The following is a 19,487-nucleotide window of genomic DNA, read 5'->3' on the forward strand; positions in this document are numbered from 1 at the left end:
TGTATAAAATGTTGAAAAATTTGCAACTAAATCCCGGCAGTTCTTACCACGATTTTACGTTATTTTGAGGCCATTCGCCCTAATAACGCAAATATTTTTCATCGTGGTTAAACCATATACATCCCGCCGTTGACGTGGAGGGTCTCACCAGTGATGTAACCCGCTTCGTCAGAGGCTAAAAATGCAACCGCGCTGGCGATTTCTTTAGGGTCGCCAAGACGACCCGCCGGAACTGCCGCCAGCGTACCCGCACGCTGCTCATCAGTCAGCGCACGCGTCATGTCCGTTTCAATAAAGCCCGGAGCAACAACGTTTACCGTAATACCGCGGGACGCGACTTCACGCGCCAGCGACTTACTGAAACCAATCAGACCGGCTTTCGCCGCAGCGTAGTTAGCCTGACCAGCATTTCCCATGGTACCAACCACAGAACCGACAGTGATAATACGACCATGACGCTTTTTCATCATAGCGCGCATTACCGCTTTTGACAGACGGAATACAGATGACAGGTTGGTTTCGATAATATCGTTCCACTCGTCGTCTTTCATTCGCATTAACAGGTTATCGCGAGTGATCCCGGCGTTGTTTACCAGAATATCCACTTCGCCAAACTCTGCGCGAATATTTTCCAGAACAGATTCGATAGATGCAGGTTCGGTCACATTCAGTACCAGACCTTTACCGTTTGCACCCAGATATTCACTGATAGCCTGAGCGCCATTCTCGCTGGTTGCTGTCCCAATCACCTTCGCGCCGCGCGCAACCAGTGTTTCAGCAATTGCACGCCCGATACCGCGGCTTGCGCCAGTGACCAGGGCAATTTTTCCTTCAAAACTCATGGTATTCCTCTTTTATTGCGAGAGTGCCGCTGACATCGCTTCCGGCTCGTTAATCGCCGAGGCTGTCAGGGTGTCAACAATACGTTTTGTCAGACCGGTGAGGACTTTCCCTGGGCCGACTTCATACAGATGCTCAACGCCCTGAGAGGCCATAAACTCAACGGTTTTGGTCCACTGTACCGGGCTGTAGAGCTGGCGAACCAGCGCGTCGCGGATAGCTTCCGGCGCGGTTTCGCATTTCACATCGACGTTGTTCACAACGGAAATCGTCGGTGCGTTAAACGTAATTTTTTCCAGCTCAACCGCCAGTTTCTCGGCAGCGGGCTTCATCAGCGCACAGTGAGACGGCACGCTGACCGGCAGCGGCAGCGCACGTTTGGCACCCGCCGCTTTACAGGCTGCACCGGCACGCTCAACCGCTTCTTTATGACCGGCGATAACCACCTGGCCCGGCGAGTTGAAGTTAACCGGAGAGACAACCTGACCTTCAGCAGACTCTTCACACGCTTTTGCAATCGCGGCATCATCCAGACCGATGATGGCTGACATGCCACCCGTGCCTTCTGGCACTGCTTCCTGCATGAATTTACCGCGCAGTTCCACCAGACGAACTGCGTCAGCAAACGCGATCACACCGGCACAAACCAGGGCTGAGTATTCACCCAGGCTATGTCCTGCGAGCAGTGCGGGCGCTTTACCGCCCTGCTGCTGCCAGACACGCCACAGCGCAACGGACGCGGTCAGCAGCGCGGGCTGGGTCTGCCAGGTTTTGTTCAGCTCTTCGGCAGGACCCTGCTGGGTCAGCGCCCATAAATCATAACCCAGTGCATCAGAAGCTTCACGGAAAGTCTCTTCAATGACCGGATAGGTTGCTGCCATTTCAGACAACATCCCAACGGTTTGAGAGCCCTGCCCCGGGAACACAAAAGCAAATTGCGTCATTTTTTATTCCTTATCCTAGAAACGAACCAGCGCGGAACCCCAGGTGAACCCGCCACCGAAGGCTTCAAGCAAGACCAACTGGCCCCGTTTGATTCGCCCGTCGCGTACCGCTTCATCAAATGCGCACGGTACTGACGCCGCAGAGGTGTTGCCGTGACGATCCAGCGTCACCACAACGTTATCCATCGACATGCCCAGCTTTTTCGCGGTTGCGCTGATGATACGCAGGTTCGCCTGATGCGGCACCAGCCAGTCGAGCGCGGAGCGTTCAAGGTTATTCGCTTCCAGCGTTTCATCAACGATGTGCGCAAGCTCAGTCACCGCCACCTTGAACACCTCGTTCCCTGCCATCGTCAGGTAAATCGAGTTGTCCGGATTTACGCGATCGGCGTTAGGCAGGGTCAACAGTTCGCCATAGCTGCCGTCAGCATGCAGATGCGTAGAGATGATACCCGGCTCTTCGGACTGCCCCAGCAGCACCGCACCCGCACCATCACCAAAAATAATGATCGTTCCGCGATCGGTCGGATCGCAGGTACGCGCCAGCACGTCAGCACCGATCACCAGCGCATATTTAACGGCACCGGACTTCACGTACTGATCGGCTACGCTCAGCGCATAGGTAAAACCTGCGCATGCGGCAGCGACGTCAAACGCCGGGCAGCCCTTAATGCCGAGCATGTTTTGCACCTGGCACGCCGCGCTTGGGAAAGCATGCGTGGCAGACGTCGTGGCCACCACGATCAAACCGATCTGTTCTTTATCAATGCCCGCCATTTCGATAGCACGCTGTGCGGCTTCGTAACCCATGGTCGACACGGTTTCGTCTGGCGCGGCAATACGACGTTCACGGATACCTGTGCGCGTGACAATCCACTCGTCAGACGTATCTACCATTTTTTCCAGATCGGCGTTGGTACGCACCTGTTTTGGCAGGTAGCTGCCGGTACCTAAAATCTTCGTATACATGTACGCTCAGTCACTTTTAGCTAATACAGATCCCAGGCGAGCGGCAATCCGCTGAGGGACTTGTCGCTGCACCGCCTGCACTGCCTGTTCAATCGCGACAGCAAATGCTCGCTGATTGGCGGCGCCATGACTCTTAATCACGATGCCGCGCAATCCTAACAGACAGGCGCCATTATACTGGTCGGGGTTGAGGTGACTGAATCGCCGCGTCAGGCTCTTTTGTAACCAACGCTTCAATAAAATCAGCCACCAGGCGCTTTTTTTGCCCTCTCCCTGTGATTTCAGCAGAGAAAGAAACATCCGCACGACCCCTTCCATGGTTTTCAACGTCACGTTCCCGGTGAAGCCATCGCACACCAGAACATCCGTTTTACCCGTCAACAACTCATTGGCTTCGAGATAACCAATATAGTTGATGGAGGGAACCTGTTTGAGCAATTCAGCTGCTTCGCGAATGCTGTCCAGGCCTTTGGTCTCTTCTTCACCAATGTTCAGTAACGCAACACGGGGAGTGTTGATCCCGACCACCTCTTCTGCCAGCACCGATCCCATGACGGCAAACTGAGCCAGCATTGTACTATCACAATCGACGTTCGCGCCCAAATCGAGAACTACCGTCTTGCCCTTCTGCTGATGCGGCAACACCGTCACCAGCGCCGGACGCTCAATACCGTCAATCGGTTTGAGCAATAATTTCGACAGCCCCATCAGCGCGCCGGTATTTCCCGCGCTAACGCAAGCCTGGGCTCGACCTTCTTTCACCAGCTCCAGCGCTATCCGCATCGAGCTGCCGCGGCTATTACGAATCGCCTGCGAGGGTCGGGCATCACTGGCAATAACTGACTGCGCAGGAATAATCTGCAGACGTGAACGTTGTTCAAAGTCAGCTTTTGCAAGTAATGGCGTGATTGTGTCGGGATTGCCGACTAAAAGAAGAGTGAGTTGCGAATTAGAATTCAGTGCCTGCAATGCTGCAGGCACCGTCACGGAAGGGCCAAAATCTCCCCCCATGACATCTAACGCCAGGGTTAGACGTGTCAAGGTATCGTCGCAGCCTGGTTCGGTAAGTTCCCCGTTTGCACGGGGAGCTCCTCACTAAGCCTAATCACGCTGACGCGTGATTACTTAGTGATAACCTTGCGGCCGCGGTAGAAACCGTCAGCGGTGATGTGGTGACGCAGGTGTTTCTCACCAGAAGTCTTGTCTACAGACAGGCTGGTAACTGCAGTCAGCGCGTCATGGGAACGACGCATGCCACGTTTGGAACGGGTTGGTTTATTCTGTTGTACGGCCATGGACCTTACTCCTCAATTACTTACGCTTTAAGCTGGCTAATACGGCAAATGGGTTTGGTTTTTGCGCTTCATCAGGCAGTTCCCCAAAGACCATGTCCGCCTCGGACACTTCACAGTGTTCAGAATCATGCACCGGAACCACTGGCAAGGTGAGGATGATTTCATCTTCAACCAGAGCCAGAAGATCGATTTCACCGAATTCGTTAACCTCAATCGGCTCATACGCTTCCGGGAGTGCTTCAGCCTGTTCGTCAGAACGAACCGGACTGAAACAATACGTTGTGTGAACATGCTGTACAAACGGTTTCCCGCAACGCTGACACTCGAGCGTTACCGTCACCTTTGCATCACCGGTTAAAACGGCGAGACGCTGGTTGTCGATAGCGAACGACATGGAGCATTCTACATCACTGTCCACACTGACTACGGATTCGGCAATACGCTCAGCCTGATCGGAAGTATAGATACCTTCGTAATCGAGGCGTTTTTGAGCCGTACGAACCGGATCAAGAGTCAGGGGTAATTTTACCTTTTGCATAGGGCGCGCATATTAACTTTGTAACGTCATAGAGTCAAAGAAAAAGGCAACCAGAGCTGCCTTTTGCCAATTATTCGCACACATTGCGGCCTGTAGTTTAAAATGGCTGGCATCGATACGCTATATCTGGTGATAAAAATATGCCAAATCTCGTCCTTGCTTCCACGTCTCCCTACCGCCGAATGCTACTGGAAAAGCTCGGGATCCCGTTTGAATGCGCCGCGCCAGAGGTGGATGAGACGCCACTGCCGGGCGAGTCACCGCGCCATCTGGTGACGCGTCTTGCTAAGGAGAAGGCGCAATCGCTGGCCACACGCTATCCTTCGCATTTGATTATAGGCTCCGATCAGGTTTGCGTGCTGGACGGCGAAATCACCGGCAAGCCCCATACTGAGGAAAATGCCTGCCAGCAGCTTCTGCGTGCGCGCGGTACTATCGTGACCTTCTATACGGGCCTGGCCCTCTATAACTCCGCGTCAGGCCATCTGCAAACCGAGTGTGAGCCGTTCGACGTACACTTCCGTCATCTCAGCGAGCAAGAGATTATGGATTATGTGCGCCGTGAGCGACCGCTGAACTGCGCGGGGAGCTTTAAAAGTGAAGGATTGGGGATTGCGTTGTTCGACAAGCTGGACGGTCGCGATCCCAACACCCTGGTGGGGTTACCGCTGATTGCCTTGTGTCAGATGTTACGGCGAGAAGAGTGTAATCCGCTGATCATGTGACTTTTGCCCAGCGGCGCTTCGCTTGCATGGGCCTACGGGTTTTGTAGGCCGGGTAAGCGCAGCGCCACCCGGCACAAAATCAGCCGCGCAAAACCTTAAGACAGCGTTTCAGCTGCTCATCCAGCGGCGCTTCAATACGAATCACTTCACCGGTATTCGGATGGGTAAACTTCAGCGCTGCCGCATGCAGGAACAGACGCGACAGTCCCGTCCCCGCCAGCTGCTTATCAAACTCGCGGTCGCCATAGCGGTCATCAAAGGCGATGGGGTGCCCTGCAAACTGCGTATGCACGCGGATCTGGTGGGTACGACCGGTCACCGGACTGCAGCGCACCAGCGTGGCAAACTCATAGCGCTCTTCAACCTTAAAGCGCGTCTCAGACGGTTTCCCTTCCTGGCTCACGCGGACAATACGCTCACCGCTTTGCAGAATGTTCTTCAGCAACGGCGCCTGCACCACTTTTACATGGGACTGCCACTGACCGCGCACCAGCGCCAGATAGTCTTTCTGCATCCCTTTTTCACGCAGCTGTTCATGCAGCGAACGCAGCGCGGAACGCTTTTTCGCCACCAGCAGTACGCCTGAAGTGTCGCGGTCAAGACGGTGCACCAGCTCAAGGAAGCGCGCTTCCGGACGCAGGGCACGCAGCCCTTCAATCACGCCGAAGCTCAGACCGCTACCGCCATGGACTGCCGTTCCTGACGGTTTATTCAACACCAGAATATGGTCGTCTTCGTAAAGGATGACATCGCTCAGGGCCGCCACTTTCTGCAGCTTCGGTGAAACGGTCTCTTCTTCACGCTCTGCCACGCGCACCGGCGGAATACGGACTTCGTCACCGGCTTCGAGTTTATACTCAGGCTTCACGCGTTTTTTGTTAACCCGCACCTCGCCCTTACGCAGGATGCGATAAATCATGCTCTTTGGCACCCCTTTCAGCTGGGTACGCAAAAAGTTATCGATACGTTGCCCCGCTTCATCGTCGGCGATGGCAACCATTTTTACGGCTGGAGTCTCTGTTTTCATGGTTGGCGATTCTAAATATCGACAGCCATTAGCGCCACTCATTTTTCTATGCTTATATTTACTTTTATCCGGCCTGTCCCCCGTTTCGCGCAACCGATTTGGTGGTTATTAAACCAATCGCCATTCTGAAGTGAAGAAACTGTGAGTAACCGGGTGATAATTGGTAAAAGTCATCTTGCTATAACCCGGCGAGCAGTGGAATAATGAGGCTGTTTTCCGTGTTAAATCCTGGTTAAGTAAGGATGTTGACGGAATGACCAATTTTGTCTGACCGATCATCCACGCAGCAATGGCGTAAGACGTATTGATCTTTCAGGCAGTTAGCGGGCTGCGGGTTGCAGTACTTCCCGGTATAAGGATTGTTCTCTGGAGAGTTCTACCCAGGCAATTCCCCTGATAATTGCGCTGTGTTTCCGTATGAAATACAGGCAACCGACACTCTGCGCCTCTTAAGCGAGCGACAACCGTGAGGTTGGCGACGTGAACAGACACGAGGCCATCGGTTCATACCCCGGAAAGCGTCACCTTGCCCGCAGCTTTGTCGTCAATGTAAGAATAACGAGTAAGTTACGATGAAAAGAATGTTAATCAACGCAACTCAGCAAGAAGAGTTGCGTGTCGCCCTTGTGGATGGGCAGCGCCTGTACGATCTGGATATCGAAAGTCCTGGACACGAACAGAAAAAAGCGAACATTTACAAAGGTAAAATCACCCGCATTGAACCAAGCCTTGAAGCTGCATTTGTCGATTACGGTGCTGAGCGTCATGGTTTCCTCCCTCTGAAAGAAATCGCCCGCGAATATTTCCCTGCAAACTACAACGCCCATGGCCGACCAAACATCAAAGATGTTCTGCGTGAAGGTCAGGAAGTTATCGTTCAGATTGATAAAGAAGAGCGTGGCAACAAAGGCGCCGCACTGACTACCTTTATCAGCCTGGCAGGGAGCTATCTGGTGCTGATGCCTAACAACCCGCGTGCGGGTGGCATCTCTCGCCGTATCGAAGGTGATGACCGTACCGAACTGAAAGAAGCGCTGGCAAGCCTTGAACTGCCTGATGGCATGGGGCTTATCGTGCGTACCGCGGGCGTCGGCAAATCCGCCGAAGCGCTGCAGTGGGACCTGAGCTTCCGTCTGAAGCACTGGGAAGCCATCCAGAAAGCAGCGGAAAGCCGCCCTGCTCCGTTCCTGATCCACCAGGAAAGCAACGTGATCGTGCGTGCCTTCCGTGACTACCTGCGTCAGGACATCGGTGAGATTCTGATCGATAACCCGAAAGTGCTTGAGCTGGCGCGCCAGCACATCGCCGCGCTGGGTCGTCCGGATTTCACCAGCAAAATTAAACTGTACACCGGTGAAATCCCGCTGTTCAGCCACTATCAGATCGAATCCCAGATTGAATCCGCCTTCCAGCGTGAAGTGCGCCTGCCGTCCGGCGGTTCTATCGTTATCGATACCACTGAAGCACTGACCGCTATCGACATCAACTCCGCTCGCGCAACGCGCGGTGGCGATATCGAAGAGACCGCCTTCAACACCAACCTTGAAGCCGCTGATGAAATCGCCCGCCAGCTCCGCCTGCGCGACCTGGGCGGTCTGATTGTTATCGACTTCATCGACATGACCCCTGTTCGCCACCAGCGTGCAGTAGAAAACCGTCTGCGCGAAGCGGTGCGTCAGGATCGTGCGCGTATCCAGATTAGCCATATCTCACGCTTTGGCCTGCTGGAGATGTCCCGCCAGCGTCTGAGCCCGTCGCTGGGTGAGTCCAGCCATCACGTTTGTCCGCGCTGTTCCGGCACCGGTACCGTGCGTGATAACGAATCGCTGTCCCTCTCGATTCTGCGTCTGATTGAAGAAGAAGCGCTGAAAGAGAATACCAAAGAGGTGCACGCGATTGTCCCTGTGCCAATTGCCTCTTACCTGCTGAACGAAAAACGTGCTGCGGTCAGTGCGATTGAAGCGCGTCAGGGTGGCGTTCGCTGCATCATCGTGCCAAACGATCAGATGGAAACCCCGCACTATCACGTGCTGCGTGTCCGTAAAGGCGAAGAGACGTCAACGCTCAGCTACCTGCTGCCGAAGCTGCACGAAGAAGAGATGGCCCTGCCTTCAGATGAAGAGCCAGCAGAGCGTAAACTGCCAGAGCAGCCTGCGTTAGCCACCTTCATCATGCCAGAAGCCCCACCGGAAGCAGCCCTGGAAAAACCAGCGGCCAAACCTGCGGCGCAGAAACCAGAAGCAACGGCAGCGAAAGCCCAGCCGGCACAGCCGGGTCTGCTGAGCCGCTTCTTCGGTGCGCTGAAGAAGATGTTTGCCGGTGAGGAAGTTCAGCCAGAGCAGCCGAAAGAAGAGCCAAAAGCGGCCAAGCCTGAACGTCAGCAGGACCGCCGTAAGCGTCAGAACAACCGCCGCGACCGTAATGACCGTAGCGATCGTAATGACCGCAGCGAGCGTCGTGACAACCGTGACAACCGCTCTGAGAACAACGAAGGCCGTGAGCAACGCGAAGACAACCGTCGCAACCGTCGCGAGAAACAGCAGCAGAATGTTGAAGATCGTGAAATTCGCCAGCAGGCGGGCGATGAGTCTGAGAAGAGCAAACAGCGTGACGACCAGCAGCCGCGCCGTGAACGCAACCGTCGCCGTAACGACGAGAAGCGTCAGGCACAGCAGGAAGTCAAAAACCTGAACCGCGAAGAGCCTGTTGAACAGCAGGACGGCGAGCAGGAAGAACGTACTCAGGTCATGCCGCGTCGTAAGCAGCGCCAGCTTGCTCAGAAAGTCCGCTTCGCCTCCGAAGCAACCGAAGAGTCAGCAATCGTCGCGGTTGAAAGCCGCGAGAGCGCAACCGGCACGCAGCTGGCAAAAGTTGACCTGCCAGCGGTCGTTGATAACAACGTTGAGCAGGATGAAAACGGTGAAAACCGTGATAACGCCGGCATGCCGCGCCGTTCACGTCGTTCCCCACGTCATCTGCGCGTCAGCGGTCAGCGCCGTCGCCGCTATCGTGACGAGCGTTACCCGACTAAGTCGCCAATGCCGCTGACCATTGCCTGTGCTTCGCCAGAAATGGCTTCCGGCAAAGTCTGGATCCGCTACCCGGTAGCACGTCAGGAGCAGGTTGTTGAAGAACAGCCAGTTGCGGAAGAGATCATTGCACCTGCGGCAGCGGTAGAAGACGTTGTGACTGAAGCGGCAACCGTGGTTGAACCTCAGGTTGTTGAAGCGGAAGCACCTCAGGCAGCTGAGGTCGAAACCACGCATCCGGAAGTGATTGCCGCGCCGGTTGATGCCGCACCGCAGCTTATTGCTGAAGAAGATGTCGTGGTGGCTGAGGAAATCGCTGAAGAAGCTGCACCTGTAGCCGCCGTGGAAGACACCGCTGAAGCCATCGTCGAAACGACCACTGAAGAAATCGTTCAGGACGTTGAGATTGAGGTTGAACCGGTTGTTGAAGAACCGAAAGCGCCTGAAGTGAAACCTGAGCCGGTTGTCTCTGCGCCAGCCGCTGCACACGTGGCGACAGCACCGATGACCCGCGCTCCGGCGCCGGATTACGTGCCAGAAGCACCGCGTCACAGCGACTGGGTTCGCCCGGCCTTCAGCTTCGAAGGTAAAGGCGCAGCCGGTGGTCACAGTGCAACGCATCAGGCGACTGCACCCGCGACGCGTCCACAGTCTGTTGAATAACGACAAACAACGCTGAAAGCAAAAAGCCGACCTTAAGGTCGGCTTTTTTTATGGCTGCTGCACAGGCTTCCTCATCCCGGTCACCTCCGGCATGACCTGTCGCATCAGCTCAAGAAAACGCCGCAAGCGTGCCGGATAATAACGGGACCAGGGATAGACCAGATGCACCGGTAGCGCCGCTGGCTGCCACTCCGGCAGCAAATGCACCAGCCGCCCTTCCCGAATATCATCCTGTACCGTCCAGCTTGATACGACCGCCACACCGAGCCCGGTCAGTGCCGTATTGCGTGCAACATACAGGCTGTCGGTGCTGAGGCGTGGCGTAATAGCAATCCGCGCGGTGGCGGGCGAAGCATCGTGAAATAGCTCCACGTGGCGCTGGTAGAAAGAGCTGATGGCTATCCAGGGAAACTGCTGCAAATCCTCCGGCGTATTCACCGCCGGGAAGCGGGCCAGCAGCGCTGGCGCGGCCACCACCGAGCGAGGCACTTCCGCCAGCAGCACGGATACGGTCGCCGGATCGACCTCCACACCCACCCGAATAGCGCAGTCAAGGTTGTCGCCGAGAAAATCTGCCGACCGGTCGTTGAGCATCCACTCAATCGAAAGCTGGGGATAGCGTTGCAAAAATTCGGTTACGGGTTTCAGAAGCTGGTCCTGACCAAACGCGTGGGGAGCGCGCACCCGCAGCACGCCTACCGGCTCATCTTCCGTCTGCCCCACCTCATCTTCCAGCGCCAGCCAGCTGTCGATCACCCGACGGGCGTGCTGATAGCAGCGCTCGCCGTCATCCGTTAGCCGCGTCGTGTGGGTGGTACGCAACATCAGGCGCACGCCCAGCATGGTTTCAAGCGACTGCAGCCGTCGGCTTACCGTGGCCTGGGTTGTTGCCAGCTGCCGTGCCGCCGCAGAGAGCGAACCCGCCTCGACAATGCGGACAAACGTTCGCATTAGCTCTACCCTGTCTATACGCTCAGCTCTTTTCATCGCATTTTCAGTTATACGTTTAACGTATAAGCGTTTTACCACCGGGCCCGCTACCGTCGCAAGGCGTACTGATAAAAAATAACCGCACACGACGAATGAGGAACAACTTATGAACACAACAACAACTCCCCATGCTGTAAGCCGCTGGGTGATTTTTATGCTGGCTCTGGGGGCTGGCTTCAGCGTGGCATCAATCTATTACGCGCAGCCCCTGCTGCCGCTGATGGGTGCTGACCTGCATCTGAGCATTGAAGGTATGGGCCTGGTGCCAACATTAACGCAGGCAGGCTACGCGCTCGGCATCCTGTTCCTGCTTCCTCTGGGCGATCGCCACGACCGCAGGACGTTAATTCTGATCAAAAGCGCGGCGCTGGCGCTGTTTCTTCTCGGCTGTAGCCTGACCGGGCAGATCCATTCTCTTCTGCTGGCAAGCCTGCTCATCGGCATGGCCGCCACCATGGCGCAGGATATCGTCCCCGCCGCGGCCATTCTCGCACCGGAAGGTAAACAGGGGAAAACCGTGGGCACGGTAATGACCGGCCTGCTGATGGGTATCTTATTATCCAGAACCGTAAGCGGCGTGGTGGGCGAGGCGTTTGGCTGGCGCGTCATGTACCAGCTGGCGGCGGCGAGCATCGCGTTCATCGGGGTGATGATGTGGTTTGTACTTCCCCGTTTTGCTATTCACTCCACGCTAAGCTACCCCGCGCTGATGCGCTCGATGGAGCACCTGTGGCGTCGTTATCCGGCACTGCGCCGCGCGGCGCTGGCTCAGGGCTTCCTGTCGATTGCCTTTAGCGCCTTCTGGTCAACGCTGGCGGTCATGCTGCTGGAACGCTATCACCTGGGTAGTGCCGTCGCAGGTGGTTTTGGTATTGCCGGTGCCGCGGGTGCGTTAGCCGCCCCGCTGGCGGGGGGGCTGGCGGACAAACTGGGGGCAGGAAAAGTCACGCAGCTTGGTGCCGTTCTTGTGACCGTCTCTTTCGCCCTGATGTTCCTGATGCCCGCATTGGGCGTTCATGGACAGCTGATGCTGATCGCCATCTCTGCCGTCGGGTTCGACCTGGGCCTGCAGTCCAGCCTGGTCGCCCACCAGAACCTGGTGTACAGCCTAGAACCGCAGGCGCGTGGTCGTCTCAACGCCCTGCTCTTTACGGTGGTCTTTATCGGGATGGCGCTGGGGTCCGCGTTAGGCAGCAATATCTACTCGCTGGCTGGCTGGACGGGCGTAGTCGCACTGGCCACCGTCTGTGGCGTCATTGCGCTGGCCATCCGTCTGATAGAAAGCGCGCGTGTCGCCTCCGTACCGGCGGAAGCCGCATAAAAAAAATGCCCAATCCAGACGGATTGGGCAGTAAAACATGCCCAGTTTCAAGACATGTTCCAAGAGGTCAAGATGTTATTTGTTCAGCTGGAACAGAGACATGCCCTGCATATCGCTAAACGCTTTATAAGACGCCTGCAAGGCCGCCTGCTGCATGGTGTAAGAGGAAATCGCTTCGTTCCAGTCGACATCAACCAGGTCGCTCATCTGCTTGGTCTGACCCAGCGCGCGGTCATCGCCCAGCGTATCGAGTTTTTCCAGCTCGTTCATCTTGGTGCCCACATCCGCAACGACCGTCAGAATATTGTTCTGGGCGTTTTTAATGCCGATTTGCGCATTGGCAATCACCTGGCTTTGCGCCGTTGCGGCAGCCGGATCGTTCTCAATCGGCGTCTTCAGCGACGCAATCGCAGAATCCAGGATTTTGAACATGTTCGTCTCGCCATATCCACCGCCCGGCAGCTGTTCCGCATTACTGGTAATGCTTTCGAAAATTTGCTGCCCGGTATGGCTAATGGCCATATTACGCGCCGTATCAACCTGCTGCGTGATGGCCTCAGTGCCGCCGTTATAATCCCCGGTCGCAGCATCAAACGGTGCGCTCTCGGTTTTGTATCCCGCAAAGATAAAGCGACCATTACCATCCGTTGTGTTGGCCAGGTTCATAAGCTGATCGCGGATCCCCTGAATATCGGTCGCCAGAGAAAGACGGTCGTCATCGCTTAATGTGCCGTTCGAGGCGTAAACGAGCTTCTCGCGCACGCTTGAGATCGCGGTGTTCACCTGAGTTAACACGTTATCTTCCAGCGAGACTTTTTGCGTGGCGAAGGTACGCGCAAGCGCGAACTGGCTGTTTTGCGACTGCGATTGTGACAGAACGATGGCCTGCGACGCGGCGATAGGATCGTCCGACGGACGGTTGACGCGCTTGCCGGTGGACATCTGTTCACCGTAGCTCAGCCATCTGCTCTGGGAATCGGTGATCCCACGCATGTTCTGCTCATACATCATCTGGGTGCTAATACGCATTGTTCACCTCAACCTTAACGAATGTTGATAATTGCATCGAAGAGCGTACTGGCAGTCTGGAGAACCTGGGCGTTCGCCAGGTAATACTGCTGATAACGCTGCAAATTGCCATACTCTTCGTCGAGGTTTACCCCAGAGATGGTCTGCTGCTGCTTGATTAACTGCGTCTCCACGTTGGCTTTCGTCTGGCTGCTCACCTTCAGTGACGCCGTTGAGCTACCCACGGTACTGACGAGAGAGGCATACGCATCGTTGAAGGTTTTGTTGCCCCCCACGACTTTCGCGTTTTGCAGATCGAGCAGTTTCTGGCCGTTACGGTTATCACTTTCGCCGCCGTTCTGCACTGACGCCATCGCCAGCTTGGACTCGTCGCTGATCGCCAGATCCATGTTCATGATGACGTCGGAAACCGGCTTCACGGTAAAGCTGTCTTTGGTATTTGCCGTGCCGCTCACGTTGACGTTAAGACCATCAAACGACAGATTGCCGCTGGCATCCGGGCTCATCGTAAAGCTGGTTTTGTCTGATGTACGGGTGATCGTCCAGTCAGTACCGTTGAACTGCAGCTTATAGTCTGTCGCCTGGACCTGTTTGCTGTCCGTCACAGAGGCCGTAACAACCGCCGATCCGCCGTTCTTGCTGTTGGACAGTACCGCCGGAGAACCAAAGTTGAACAGCTTACCGCCCGCATCACCGTTAGCGTCAAAACCGGCTTCATGCTGCGTGTTCATCGAATCGGCAAAGGCCAGCGCCATCTGGTTCAGGGTATTACGGGCTTTATCCAGATCTTCCGTACGGAAAGTCAGTAAACCGCCTAATGAACCGGTGGTGATCATTTTTTCCGGGATCTCGACGTTCCCGGCCACGTCATCGACATAGGCCACGGTAGTACGGGCCGGATCGGCACTCGACTTCACGGCAGCCAGCTGGTTGGCTTTGCTGCCCTGTACCAGGCTGTAACCATTGCCGAAAGAGATGTTAAACGTGCCGCTATCCTGGACAGAGACTTCCACGCCGACGATTTTGTTCAGCTCATTGACGAGCTGATCGCGCTGATCAAGCAGATCGTTAGGCGATGCGCCCGCGCCGACGCCGGTCAGACGGGAAATCTGATCGTTCAGATTGGCAATCTGTTTGGCATAGTTGTTGATCTGAGAAACGCTGGTGCTAATCGCGGTATTGACCTGCGTATCCTGGTCGCGAAGATACTGATCGTTGGTTTTAAACTGATTGACCAGACCGCCCGCTTTACCCAGCACCGTCTGACGTGCCGCCGGGTCTTCCGCGTTGCTCACCAGCGTTTGCAGACTCTTGAAGAAGTCCTGCAGCGTGGTGGAGAGCGAGTTGGTGGTATCGGAGAGCACGTCGTCGATTTTTGACATCTGCTGGTAGCGCGTCGTCAGGCCGCTGCTCTGCGTCTGCGCGGCGCGCAGCTGGTTGGTGATGAAGGCGTCATACTCACGCTGGACACCGGAGACATACACCCCGTTACCCACCCAGCCACCGCCGGTCAGCGTGCTGTTAGATGCGCCCAGCACCGTGGTCTGGCGGGTATAGCCTGCCACGTTATAGCTTGAAATATTATTACTGACGGTATTGAGTGCCGACTGCGCAGCACTGAGGCCACTCATGGCGCTGTTAATCAAACTGGACATGGGGGTTCCTTTTATACGTTCAGACACGAGTCCTGATGAAGGTTATCGGCAACCTCCACCGGGACTTGAGAACTTTCAGAACAGATTTTCAATATCTGTGCTATAGGCTTTGCTGACCTTCTCGCCCATTGATTTCAGCTGCTGGATCATGCTGGTGAGCTTACGCGCATAGTTCGGGTCGGTCGCGTAGCCCGCGTTTTGCAGCGCCTGAGCGCCCTGCTCCGCCGTCGCCGCCTGCGTCACAGCGGTATAGCGCGGATTTCGGCTCAGCAGGCCAACATAATCGGACAAGGCTTCCAGATACGAGCTGTAGACGCGGAATTTGGCTTTCACCTTCACCGCCGCACCGTTCTCGTATTCCGTGGTCGTGATCTCCGTGGTTGGCCCCTTCCAGCTGGAGGTAGCCTTCACGCCGAAGATGTTGAAGCTCGGCTCGCCGTTTTCCTTGCGGATCTGGCGCTGACCCCAGCCCGACTCCAGCGCGGCCTGCGCCAGAATCAGGTGATGCGGCACGCCGCTCTGTTCGCTGGCAAGACGCGCAGGTAGAGAAAGCTGCGCCAGGAAGTCTTTGCTGTCACCGGAGAGCGGCTCATCGCCGCTGCCCGTGGCTTTCGGCATGGCTTTACGCACCATTTGCGTCAGAGCCTGGTTCTGATAGCTGGTCACCGTTTCCAGGTCGAATTTCATCGGTACCTGCTGCGGCTGATCCTGAGGCTGAATGCCCTGCGCGGCTTCGGTCTGCTTGACAATCATGTCAGCCAGACCGAGGCCTTTCCCGGCGGTCATCTGCTGCGCAATCTGCTGGTCATACATGCTGGTGTAGAGACGCGTTGAATCACTGCTGAACATCCCGTCTTTCGGCAGGGTTTCGCGCATGCTTTTCAGCATCATCTGTACAAACATCCCTTCCACCTGGCGGGCGACCGGGCGGATATTCGCCGCCGGGTCTTTTCCTGCTTTGGTTTTCAGTTCGTTGAGCGACTGGGCATCCCAGGCTGCACTGGTCAACAGTTTGCTATCGGTCAGCATTAGATGATTTCCAGTTTGGCGCGCAGGCAGCCCGCGCTTTGCATCGATTGCAGGATGGACATCAGATCCATCGGCGTTGCCCCCAGGGCATTCAGGGCACGCACCACGCTGTTCAGGTTGGCGCTGGAGCGCACGCTTTGCAGTGACCCGCCGCTCTGGCGCATATCAATCTGCGTTTGCGGCGTCACCACCGTCTGACCGCCACCAAATGGCGTATTCGGCTGGCTCACGTTCGCGGAGCGGTTTACCGTCACGGAGAGGTTCCCCTGCGCCACGGCGCAGCTGTCGAGCGACACTTCCCGGTTCATGACCACCGAGCCGGTACGGGAGTTGATGATCACCTTCGCATCCTGAACCGGAACGTTCACTTCCATATTCTGGATATCGGCCAGCATGCGCACCTGGTTGCTGCTGCCGGTGGAGGTACGGATCTGCACGGTGCGCGCATCGAGTGCCGTTGCATTACCATAGCCGCGGCTGCGGTTGATGGTATCGGCAATCTGCTGCGCCATCGTGAAGTCTTCATTATTGAGCTGCAGGTTGATGGTGTTTCCCGCGCCAAACTGGGTCGGCAGTTCACGCTCAATGATCGCCCCGTTGGTAATCCGTCCGCCGTTGAGCTGGTTCACCTGTACGCTGCTTCCGCCTGCGGATGCTCCCGCACCGCCGACCAGAATGTTCCCCTGCGCCAGCGCATAAACCTGGCTGTCGACGCCTTTCAGCGGGGTCATCAGCAGCGTACCGCCGCGCAGGCTTTTGGCGTTACCCATTGAGGAGACCACCACGTCAATGGTTTGTCCCTGGCGCGCAAACGCCGGGTAGGACGCGGTGACCATTACTGCCGCCACGTTTTTCAGCTGCATATTAGTTCCCGCTGGCACGGTAATGCCGAGCTGGGAAAGCATGTTGTTCAGGCTTTGGGTGGTAAAGGGGGTCTGGGTCGTCTGGTCACCGGTACCGTCCAGCCCCACCACCAGGCCGTAGCCAATCAGCGAGTTTTCACGCACGCCCTGGACGCTGGTGAGATCGCGAATACGGTCAGCCTGGGCAAAGGTAGCCACCAGCGCGAGCGCCACGGCGAAGATCGATTTAAACATGGGTCACCTCGCTTACATCGGCGATAAATTAAGGAAGAAGCGCTGCAGCCAACCCATATTTTGCGCTTCATTGATATAGCCGTTCCCGACGTACTCAATGCGCGCATCCGCCACCTGAGTGGACGGAACGGTGTTGGTGCCGCTGATGGTGCGAGGGTTAACCACGCCCGAGAAGCGAATGAATTCAGTGCCCTGGTTGATGGCGATCTGTTTTTCACCCACAACGTGTAGGTTGCCGTTAACCAGTACCTGGTCAACCGTCACCGTCAGCGTACCGCTGAAGGTGTTGCTGGCATTCGCGCCGCCTTTACCGTTAAAGGTATTGCCGCCGGACGCGTTCACATCAGCACGCGCGTTGCCGAACAGCCCTTCGAGATAGCGTGGCACAGTGTCGAAGCCAAAATTCGTTTTGCCATCGCGGCTGGCGTTCGCCGACGAGCTCTTGCTCGCGCTGACGTTTTCCTGCAACACAATGGTCAATGTATCGCCGACGTTACGTGGGCGGCGATCTTCAAACAGCGGCTGATAGCCGTAATTAATCGGCTGCGCGGTCTGGAAAATGGAGCCGTTTACCACTGGCGCAGGGCCAGGAACGGGTTGGGCAGTCGTCGCACCCTGGACCAAAGGTTTAGACGGGATCCAGGCACACCCGCTGAGGGTGACGGCCAGAACAGTCAGTATCGGATAACGAAACGCCGCGTTTTTTTGCATTGCCTTCATCTTCGAAAACAGGGAGCCGGCGCGGCGTTTACCGCACCGGGCTACACCTTAGAGTTGCGTCAGTTTCTGCAGCATCTGGTCGGTCGTCGACACTGCTTTACTGTTAATTTCATACGCGCGCTGGACCTGGATCATATTCACCAGCTCTTCCGCCACGTTCACGTTAGAGGTTTCAACATAGCCCTGATACAGCAGACCCGCGCCGTTCAGGCCTGGCGTACTTTCATTTGGCGTACCGGAGGATTGCGTCTCGGTGTAGAGGTTCTCACCAATGCTTTCCAGACCGGTATCGTTCATGAAGGTGGTCAGGTTGAGCTGCCCAACCTGAACCGGCGCGGCCTGCCCCTGCTGGGTTACGCTGACCACACCGTCACGTCCGATGGTGATGCTCAGTGCGTTCGCCGGGATGGTAATCGCAGGCTGGACCTGGAAACCGCCCGCCGTCACCAGCTGGCCGTTCTGATCGACCTGGAACGAGCCGTCGCGGGTGTAGGCAGAGGTACCGTCAGGCAGCTGCACCTGGAAGAAGCCCTGGCCTTTGATCGCCACGTCTTTGCTGTTGTTGGTCTGAGACAGGTTGCCCTGACTGTGCAGACGCTCGGTGGCCACCGGACGAACACCGGTACCGATCTGCAGACCCGATGGCAGCGTCGTCTGTTCAGAAGACTGCGCCCCCGGCTGGCGGATGGTTTGATAAAGCAAATCTTCGAAAACGGCGCGCTGACGCTTGAAACCATTGGTGCTTACGTTTGCCAGGTTGTTGGCAATCACGTCCATATTGGTTTGCTGGGCGTCCAGGCCAGTTTTCGCGATCCATAAAGAACTGATCATAAGGAATCCTGTTAACTCATAGCCAGAAGTTGGTTAGCCTTGCCCGCGTTTTCATCCACGCTGCTGATGATCTTCATCTGCATTTCAAAGCGGCGGGCGCTGGCGATCATGTCGGTCATGGCTTCGACCGGCTTGACGTTACTGCCTTCCAGGACGCCGGACATCACGCGGATGCTCGGGTCGGCCTGTAAGGTGGCACCCCGCGTCGCCTGCGCCGCCTGGGTCAGACGGAACATGCCATCGTCGCCACGCTGCACCTCTTTGCCTTCCGCTTTGACCAGCTTCAGACGACCGACGGGCGCAACGGTATTGGCCGGGTCGCCCGGGTTGAGCGCCGAAATGGTGCCGTCCGCAGCGATAGTCAGCTCAGAGCCTTCCGGTACGGTCAGCGGACCCGCTTCCCCCATCACCGGATGCCCCTGAATCGTCAGCTGGCCCGTCGCGCTCACCTGGATGTTCCCGTTACGGGTATAGCCTTCACTGCCGTCCGCCGTTTGCACCGCCAGCCAGCCGTCCTGCTGCAGAGCCACGTCCAGCGGGCGTGAGGTGTAATCCATCTGCCCTGGCGTCATATCGGCGCCTGGGGTCGATGCGGTCACCAGCGTTCGGGTCGGCAGGGAAAGCCCTTCTACCGGCACCGCGCGCAGCGCATTAAGCTGCGCGCGAAAACCCGGCGTTGAGGCGTTTGCCAGGTTGCTGGCGGTAACGGCCTGCTGATTGAGCGTCTGACTTGCCGCGCCCATCGCGGTATATATTGCGTGATCCATTGCGCTTTCCTGTTAGCC

Annotated in this window: 18 protein-coding genes; 3 read left to right on the forward strand and 15 right to left on the reverse strand. The window is 56.5% G+C overall.

Annotated features, from left to right (window positions below; genetic code table 11):
* Positions 1-107 precede the first annotated feature (107 nt).
* From fabG to yceD, 6 genes are all read right to left on the reverse strand, one after another.
* Entirely contained in the window at positions 108-842 is a 735-nt protein-coding gene (fabG, locus tag BFG58_RS05950; protein ID WP_008500795.1) for a 3-oxoacyl-ACP reductase FabG, read from the reverse strand.
* Between the two features lie 12 nt (positions 843-854).
* Complete coding sequence (gene fabD, locus BFG58_RS05955; RefSeq protein ID WP_045910200.1) at positions 855-1,784, reverse strand: ACP S-malonyltransferase; 930 nt, start codon at positions 1,782-1,784, stop codon at positions 855-857.
* Between the two features lie 15 nt (positions 1,785-1,799).
* A complete protein-coding gene (locus tag BFG58_RS05960) occupies positions 1,800-2,753 on the reverse strand; it encodes a beta-ketoacyl-ACP synthase III (RefSeq protein WP_008500797.1) in 954 nt (317 codons plus the stop codon).
* 6 nt (positions 2,754-2,759) lie between these two features.
* Positions 2,760-3,794 (reverse strand): phosphate acyltransferase PlsX, encoded by a 1,035-nt coding sequence (gene plsX, locus BFG58_RS05965; RefSeq protein WP_063621375.1) that lies wholly within the window; start codon positions 3,792-3,794, stop codon positions 2,760-2,762.
* Positions 3,795-3,874: 80 nt separating this feature from the next.
* Positions 3,875-4,048 carry a 50S ribosomal protein L32 gene (gene rpmF / locus BFG58_RS05970; RefSeq protein ID WP_003857964.1) on the reverse strand — a complete coding sequence of 58 codons (174 nt, stop codon included), beginning with the start codon at positions 4,046-4,048 and terminating at the stop codon, positions 3,875-3,877.
* A gap of 16 nt (positions 4,049-4,064) precedes the next feature.
* Positions 4,065-4,586, reverse strand: a complete 522-nt coding sequence (yceD, locus tag BFG58_RS05975) for a 23S rRNA accumulation protein YceD (protein ID WP_014883375.1) — start codon at positions 4,584-4,586, stop codon at positions 4,065-4,067.
* Positions 4,587-4,726: 140 nt separating this feature from the next.
* On the opposite strand from yceD, the gene BFG58_RS05980 reads away from it, so the two are divergent.
* Complete coding sequence (locus BFG58_RS05980; RefSeq protein ID WP_069719450.1) at positions 4,727-5,311, forward strand: nucleoside triphosphate pyrophosphatase; 585 nt, start codon at positions 4,727-4,729, stop codon at positions 5,309-5,311.
* Between the two features lie 79 nt (positions 5,312-5,390).
* Here the strand turns inward: BFG58_RS05980 and rluC are convergent, their stop codons facing one another.
* Positions 5,391-6,338 carry a 23S rRNA pseudouridine(955/2504/2580) synthase RluC gene (gene rluC, locus BFG58_RS05985; RefSeq protein ID WP_048027428.1) on the reverse strand — a complete coding sequence of 316 codons (948 nt, stop codon included), beginning with the start codon at positions 6,336-6,338 and terminating at the stop codon, positions 5,391-5,393.
* A 572-nt stretch (positions 6,339-6,910) separates the two neighbouring features.
* Here rluC and rne point away from each other — a divergent pair.
* The gene (gene rne / locus BFG58_RS05990; protein WP_069719451.1) at positions 6,911-10,030 is read left to right on the forward strand and encodes a ribonuclease E; all 3,120 of its coding nucleotides are present in this window, start codon (positions 6,911-6,913) and stop codon (positions 10,028-10,030) included.
* A 48-nt stretch (positions 10,031-10,078) separates the two neighbouring features.
* On the opposite strand, the gene BFG58_RS05995 is transcribed toward rne, so the two are convergent.
* Positions 10,079-11,017: a LysR family transcriptional regulator gene (locus BFG58_RS05995; RefSeq protein ID WP_048027425.1), complete on the reverse strand. Its 939-nt coding sequence runs from the start codon at positions 11,015-11,017 to the stop codon at positions 10,079-10,081.
* Between the two features lie 109 nt (positions 11,018-11,126).
* On the opposite strand from BFG58_RS05995, the gene BFG58_RS06000 reads away from it, so the two are divergent.
* Positions 11,127-12,341, forward strand: a complete 1,215-nt coding sequence (locus BFG58_RS06000) for an MFS transporter (RefSeq protein ID WP_045910194.1) — start codon at positions 11,127-11,129, stop codon at positions 12,339-12,341.
* A gap of 75 nt (positions 12,342-12,416) precedes the next feature.
* On the opposite strand, the gene flgL is transcribed toward BFG58_RS06000, so the two are convergent.
* The 7 genes from flgL to BFG58_RS06035 all read right to left on the reverse strand — a co-directional run bounded on the left by flgL (position 12,417) and on the right by BFG58_RS06035 (position 19,469).
* Positions 12,417-13,370, reverse strand: a complete 954-nt coding sequence (flgL, locus tag BFG58_RS06005; RefSeq protein ID WP_069719452.1) for a flagellar hook-associated protein FlgL — start codon at positions 13,368-13,370, stop codon at positions 12,417-12,419.
* Between the two features lie 14 nt (positions 13,371-13,384).
* The gene (gene flgK / locus BFG58_RS06010) at positions 13,385-15,025 is read right to left on the reverse strand and encodes a flagellar hook-associated protein FlgK (RefSeq protein WP_045910192.1); all 1,641 of its coding nucleotides are present in this window, start codon (positions 15,023-15,025) and stop codon (positions 13,385-13,387) included.
* A 75-nt stretch (positions 15,026-15,100) separates the two neighbouring features.
* A complete protein-coding gene (gene flgJ, locus BFG58_RS06015; protein WP_021240767.1) occupies positions 15,101-16,054 on the reverse strand; it encodes a flagellar assembly peptidoglycan hydrolase FlgJ in 954 nt (317 codons plus the stop codon).
* A complete protein-coding gene (locus BFG58_RS06020; protein WP_029740346.1) occupies positions 16,054-17,151 on the reverse strand; it encodes a flagellar basal body P-ring protein FlgI in 1,098 nt (365 codons plus the stop codon). The genes flgJ and BFG58_RS06020 overlap by 1 nt, the downstream gene beginning before the upstream one ends.
* A 12-nt stretch (positions 17,152-17,163) precedes the next feature.
* Positions 17,164-17,862, reverse strand: a complete 699-nt coding sequence (gene flgH, locus BFG58_RS06025) for a flagellar basal body L-ring protein FlgH (protein ID WP_032666985.1) — start codon at positions 17,860-17,862, stop codon at positions 17,164-17,166.
* 57 nt (positions 17,863-17,919) lie between these two features.
* Entirely contained in the window at positions 17,920-18,702 is a 783-nt protein-coding gene (gene flgG / locus BFG58_RS06030; RefSeq protein WP_008500810.1) for a flagellar basal-body rod protein FlgG, read from the reverse strand.
* Positions 18,703-18,713: 11 nt separating this feature from the next.
* Complete coding sequence (locus tag BFG58_RS06035; protein WP_008500811.1) at positions 18,714-19,469, reverse strand: flagellar basal body rod protein FlgF; 756 nt, start codon at positions 19,467-19,469, stop codon at positions 18,714-18,716.
* Between the last annotated feature and the right edge of the window lie 18 nt (positions 19,470-19,487).

Origin of the sequence: Enterobacter sp. ku-bf2 (assembly GCF_001742765.1) — a bacterium.
GTDB lineage: Bacteria > Pseudomonadota > Gammaproteobacteria > Enterobacterales > Enterobacteriaceae > Enterobacter > Enterobacter quasiroggenkampii.

Excerpts from the sequence above, each read along its gene's own strand:
- fabG (WP_008500795.1), bottom strand. The coding sequence starts at position 842 with ATGAGTTTTGAAGGAAAAATTGCCCTGGTCACTGGCGCAAGCCGCGGT.
- fabD (WP_045910200.1), bottom strand. The coding sequence starts at position 1,784 with ATGACGCAATTTGCTTTTGTGTTCCCGGGGCAGGGCTCTCAAACCGTT.
- BFG58_RS05960 (WP_008500797.1), bottom strand. The coding sequence starts at position 2,753 with ATGTATACGAAGATTTTAGGTACCGGCAGCTACCTGCCAAAACAGGTG.
- rpmF (WP_003857964.1), bottom strand. The coding sequence starts at position 4,048 with ATGGCCGTACAACAGAATAAACCAACCCGTTCCAAACGTGGCATGCGT.
- yceD (WP_014883375.1), bottom strand. The coding sequence starts at position 4,586 with ATGCAAAAGGTAAAATTACCCCTGACTCTTGATCCGGTTCGTACGGCT.
- BFG58_RS05980 (WP_069719450.1), top strand. The coding sequence starts at position 4,727 with ATGCCAAATCTCGTCCTTGCTTCCACGTCTCCCTACCGCCGAATGCTA.
- rluC (WP_048027428.1), bottom strand. The coding sequence starts at position 6,338 with ATGAAAACAGAGACTCCAGCCGTAAAAATGGTTGCCATCGCCGACGAT.
- rne (WP_069719451.1), top strand. The coding sequence starts at position 6,911 with ATGAAAAGAATGTTAATCAACGCAACTCAGCAAGAAGAGTTGCGTGTC.
- BFG58_RS05995 (WP_048027425.1), bottom strand. The coding sequence starts at position 11,017 with ATGAAAAGAGCTGAGCGTATAGACAGGGTAGAGCTAATGCGAACGTTT.
- BFG58_RS06000 (WP_045910194.1), top strand. The coding sequence starts at position 11,127 with ATGAACACAACAACAACTCCCCATGCTGTAAGCCGCTGGGTGATTTTT.
- flgL (WP_069719452.1), bottom strand. The coding sequence starts at position 13,370 with ATGCGTATTAGCACCCAGATGATGTATGAGCAGAACATGCGTGGGATC.
- flgK (WP_045910192.1), bottom strand. The coding sequence starts at position 15,025 with ATGTCCAGTTTGATTAACAGCGCCATGAGTGGCCTCAGTGCTGCGCAG.
- flgJ (WP_021240767.1), bottom strand. The coding sequence starts at position 16,054 with ATGCTGACCGATAGCAAACTGTTGACCAGTGCAGCCTGGGATGCCCAG.
- BFG58_RS06020 (WP_029740346.1), bottom strand. The coding sequence starts at position 17,151 with ATGTTTAAATCGATCTTCGCCGTGGCGCTCGCGCTGGTGGCTACCTTT.
- flgH (WP_032666985.1), bottom strand. The coding sequence starts at position 17,862 with ATGCAAAAAAACGCGGCGTTTCGTTATCCGATACTGACTGTTCTGGCC.
- flgG (WP_008500810.1), bottom strand. The coding sequence starts at position 18,702 with ATGATCAGTTCTTTATGGATCGCGAAAACTGGCCTGGACGCCCAGCAA.
- BFG58_RS06035 (WP_008500811.1), bottom strand. The coding sequence starts at position 19,469 with ATGGATCACGCAATATATACCGCGATGGGCGCGGCAAGTCAGACGCTC.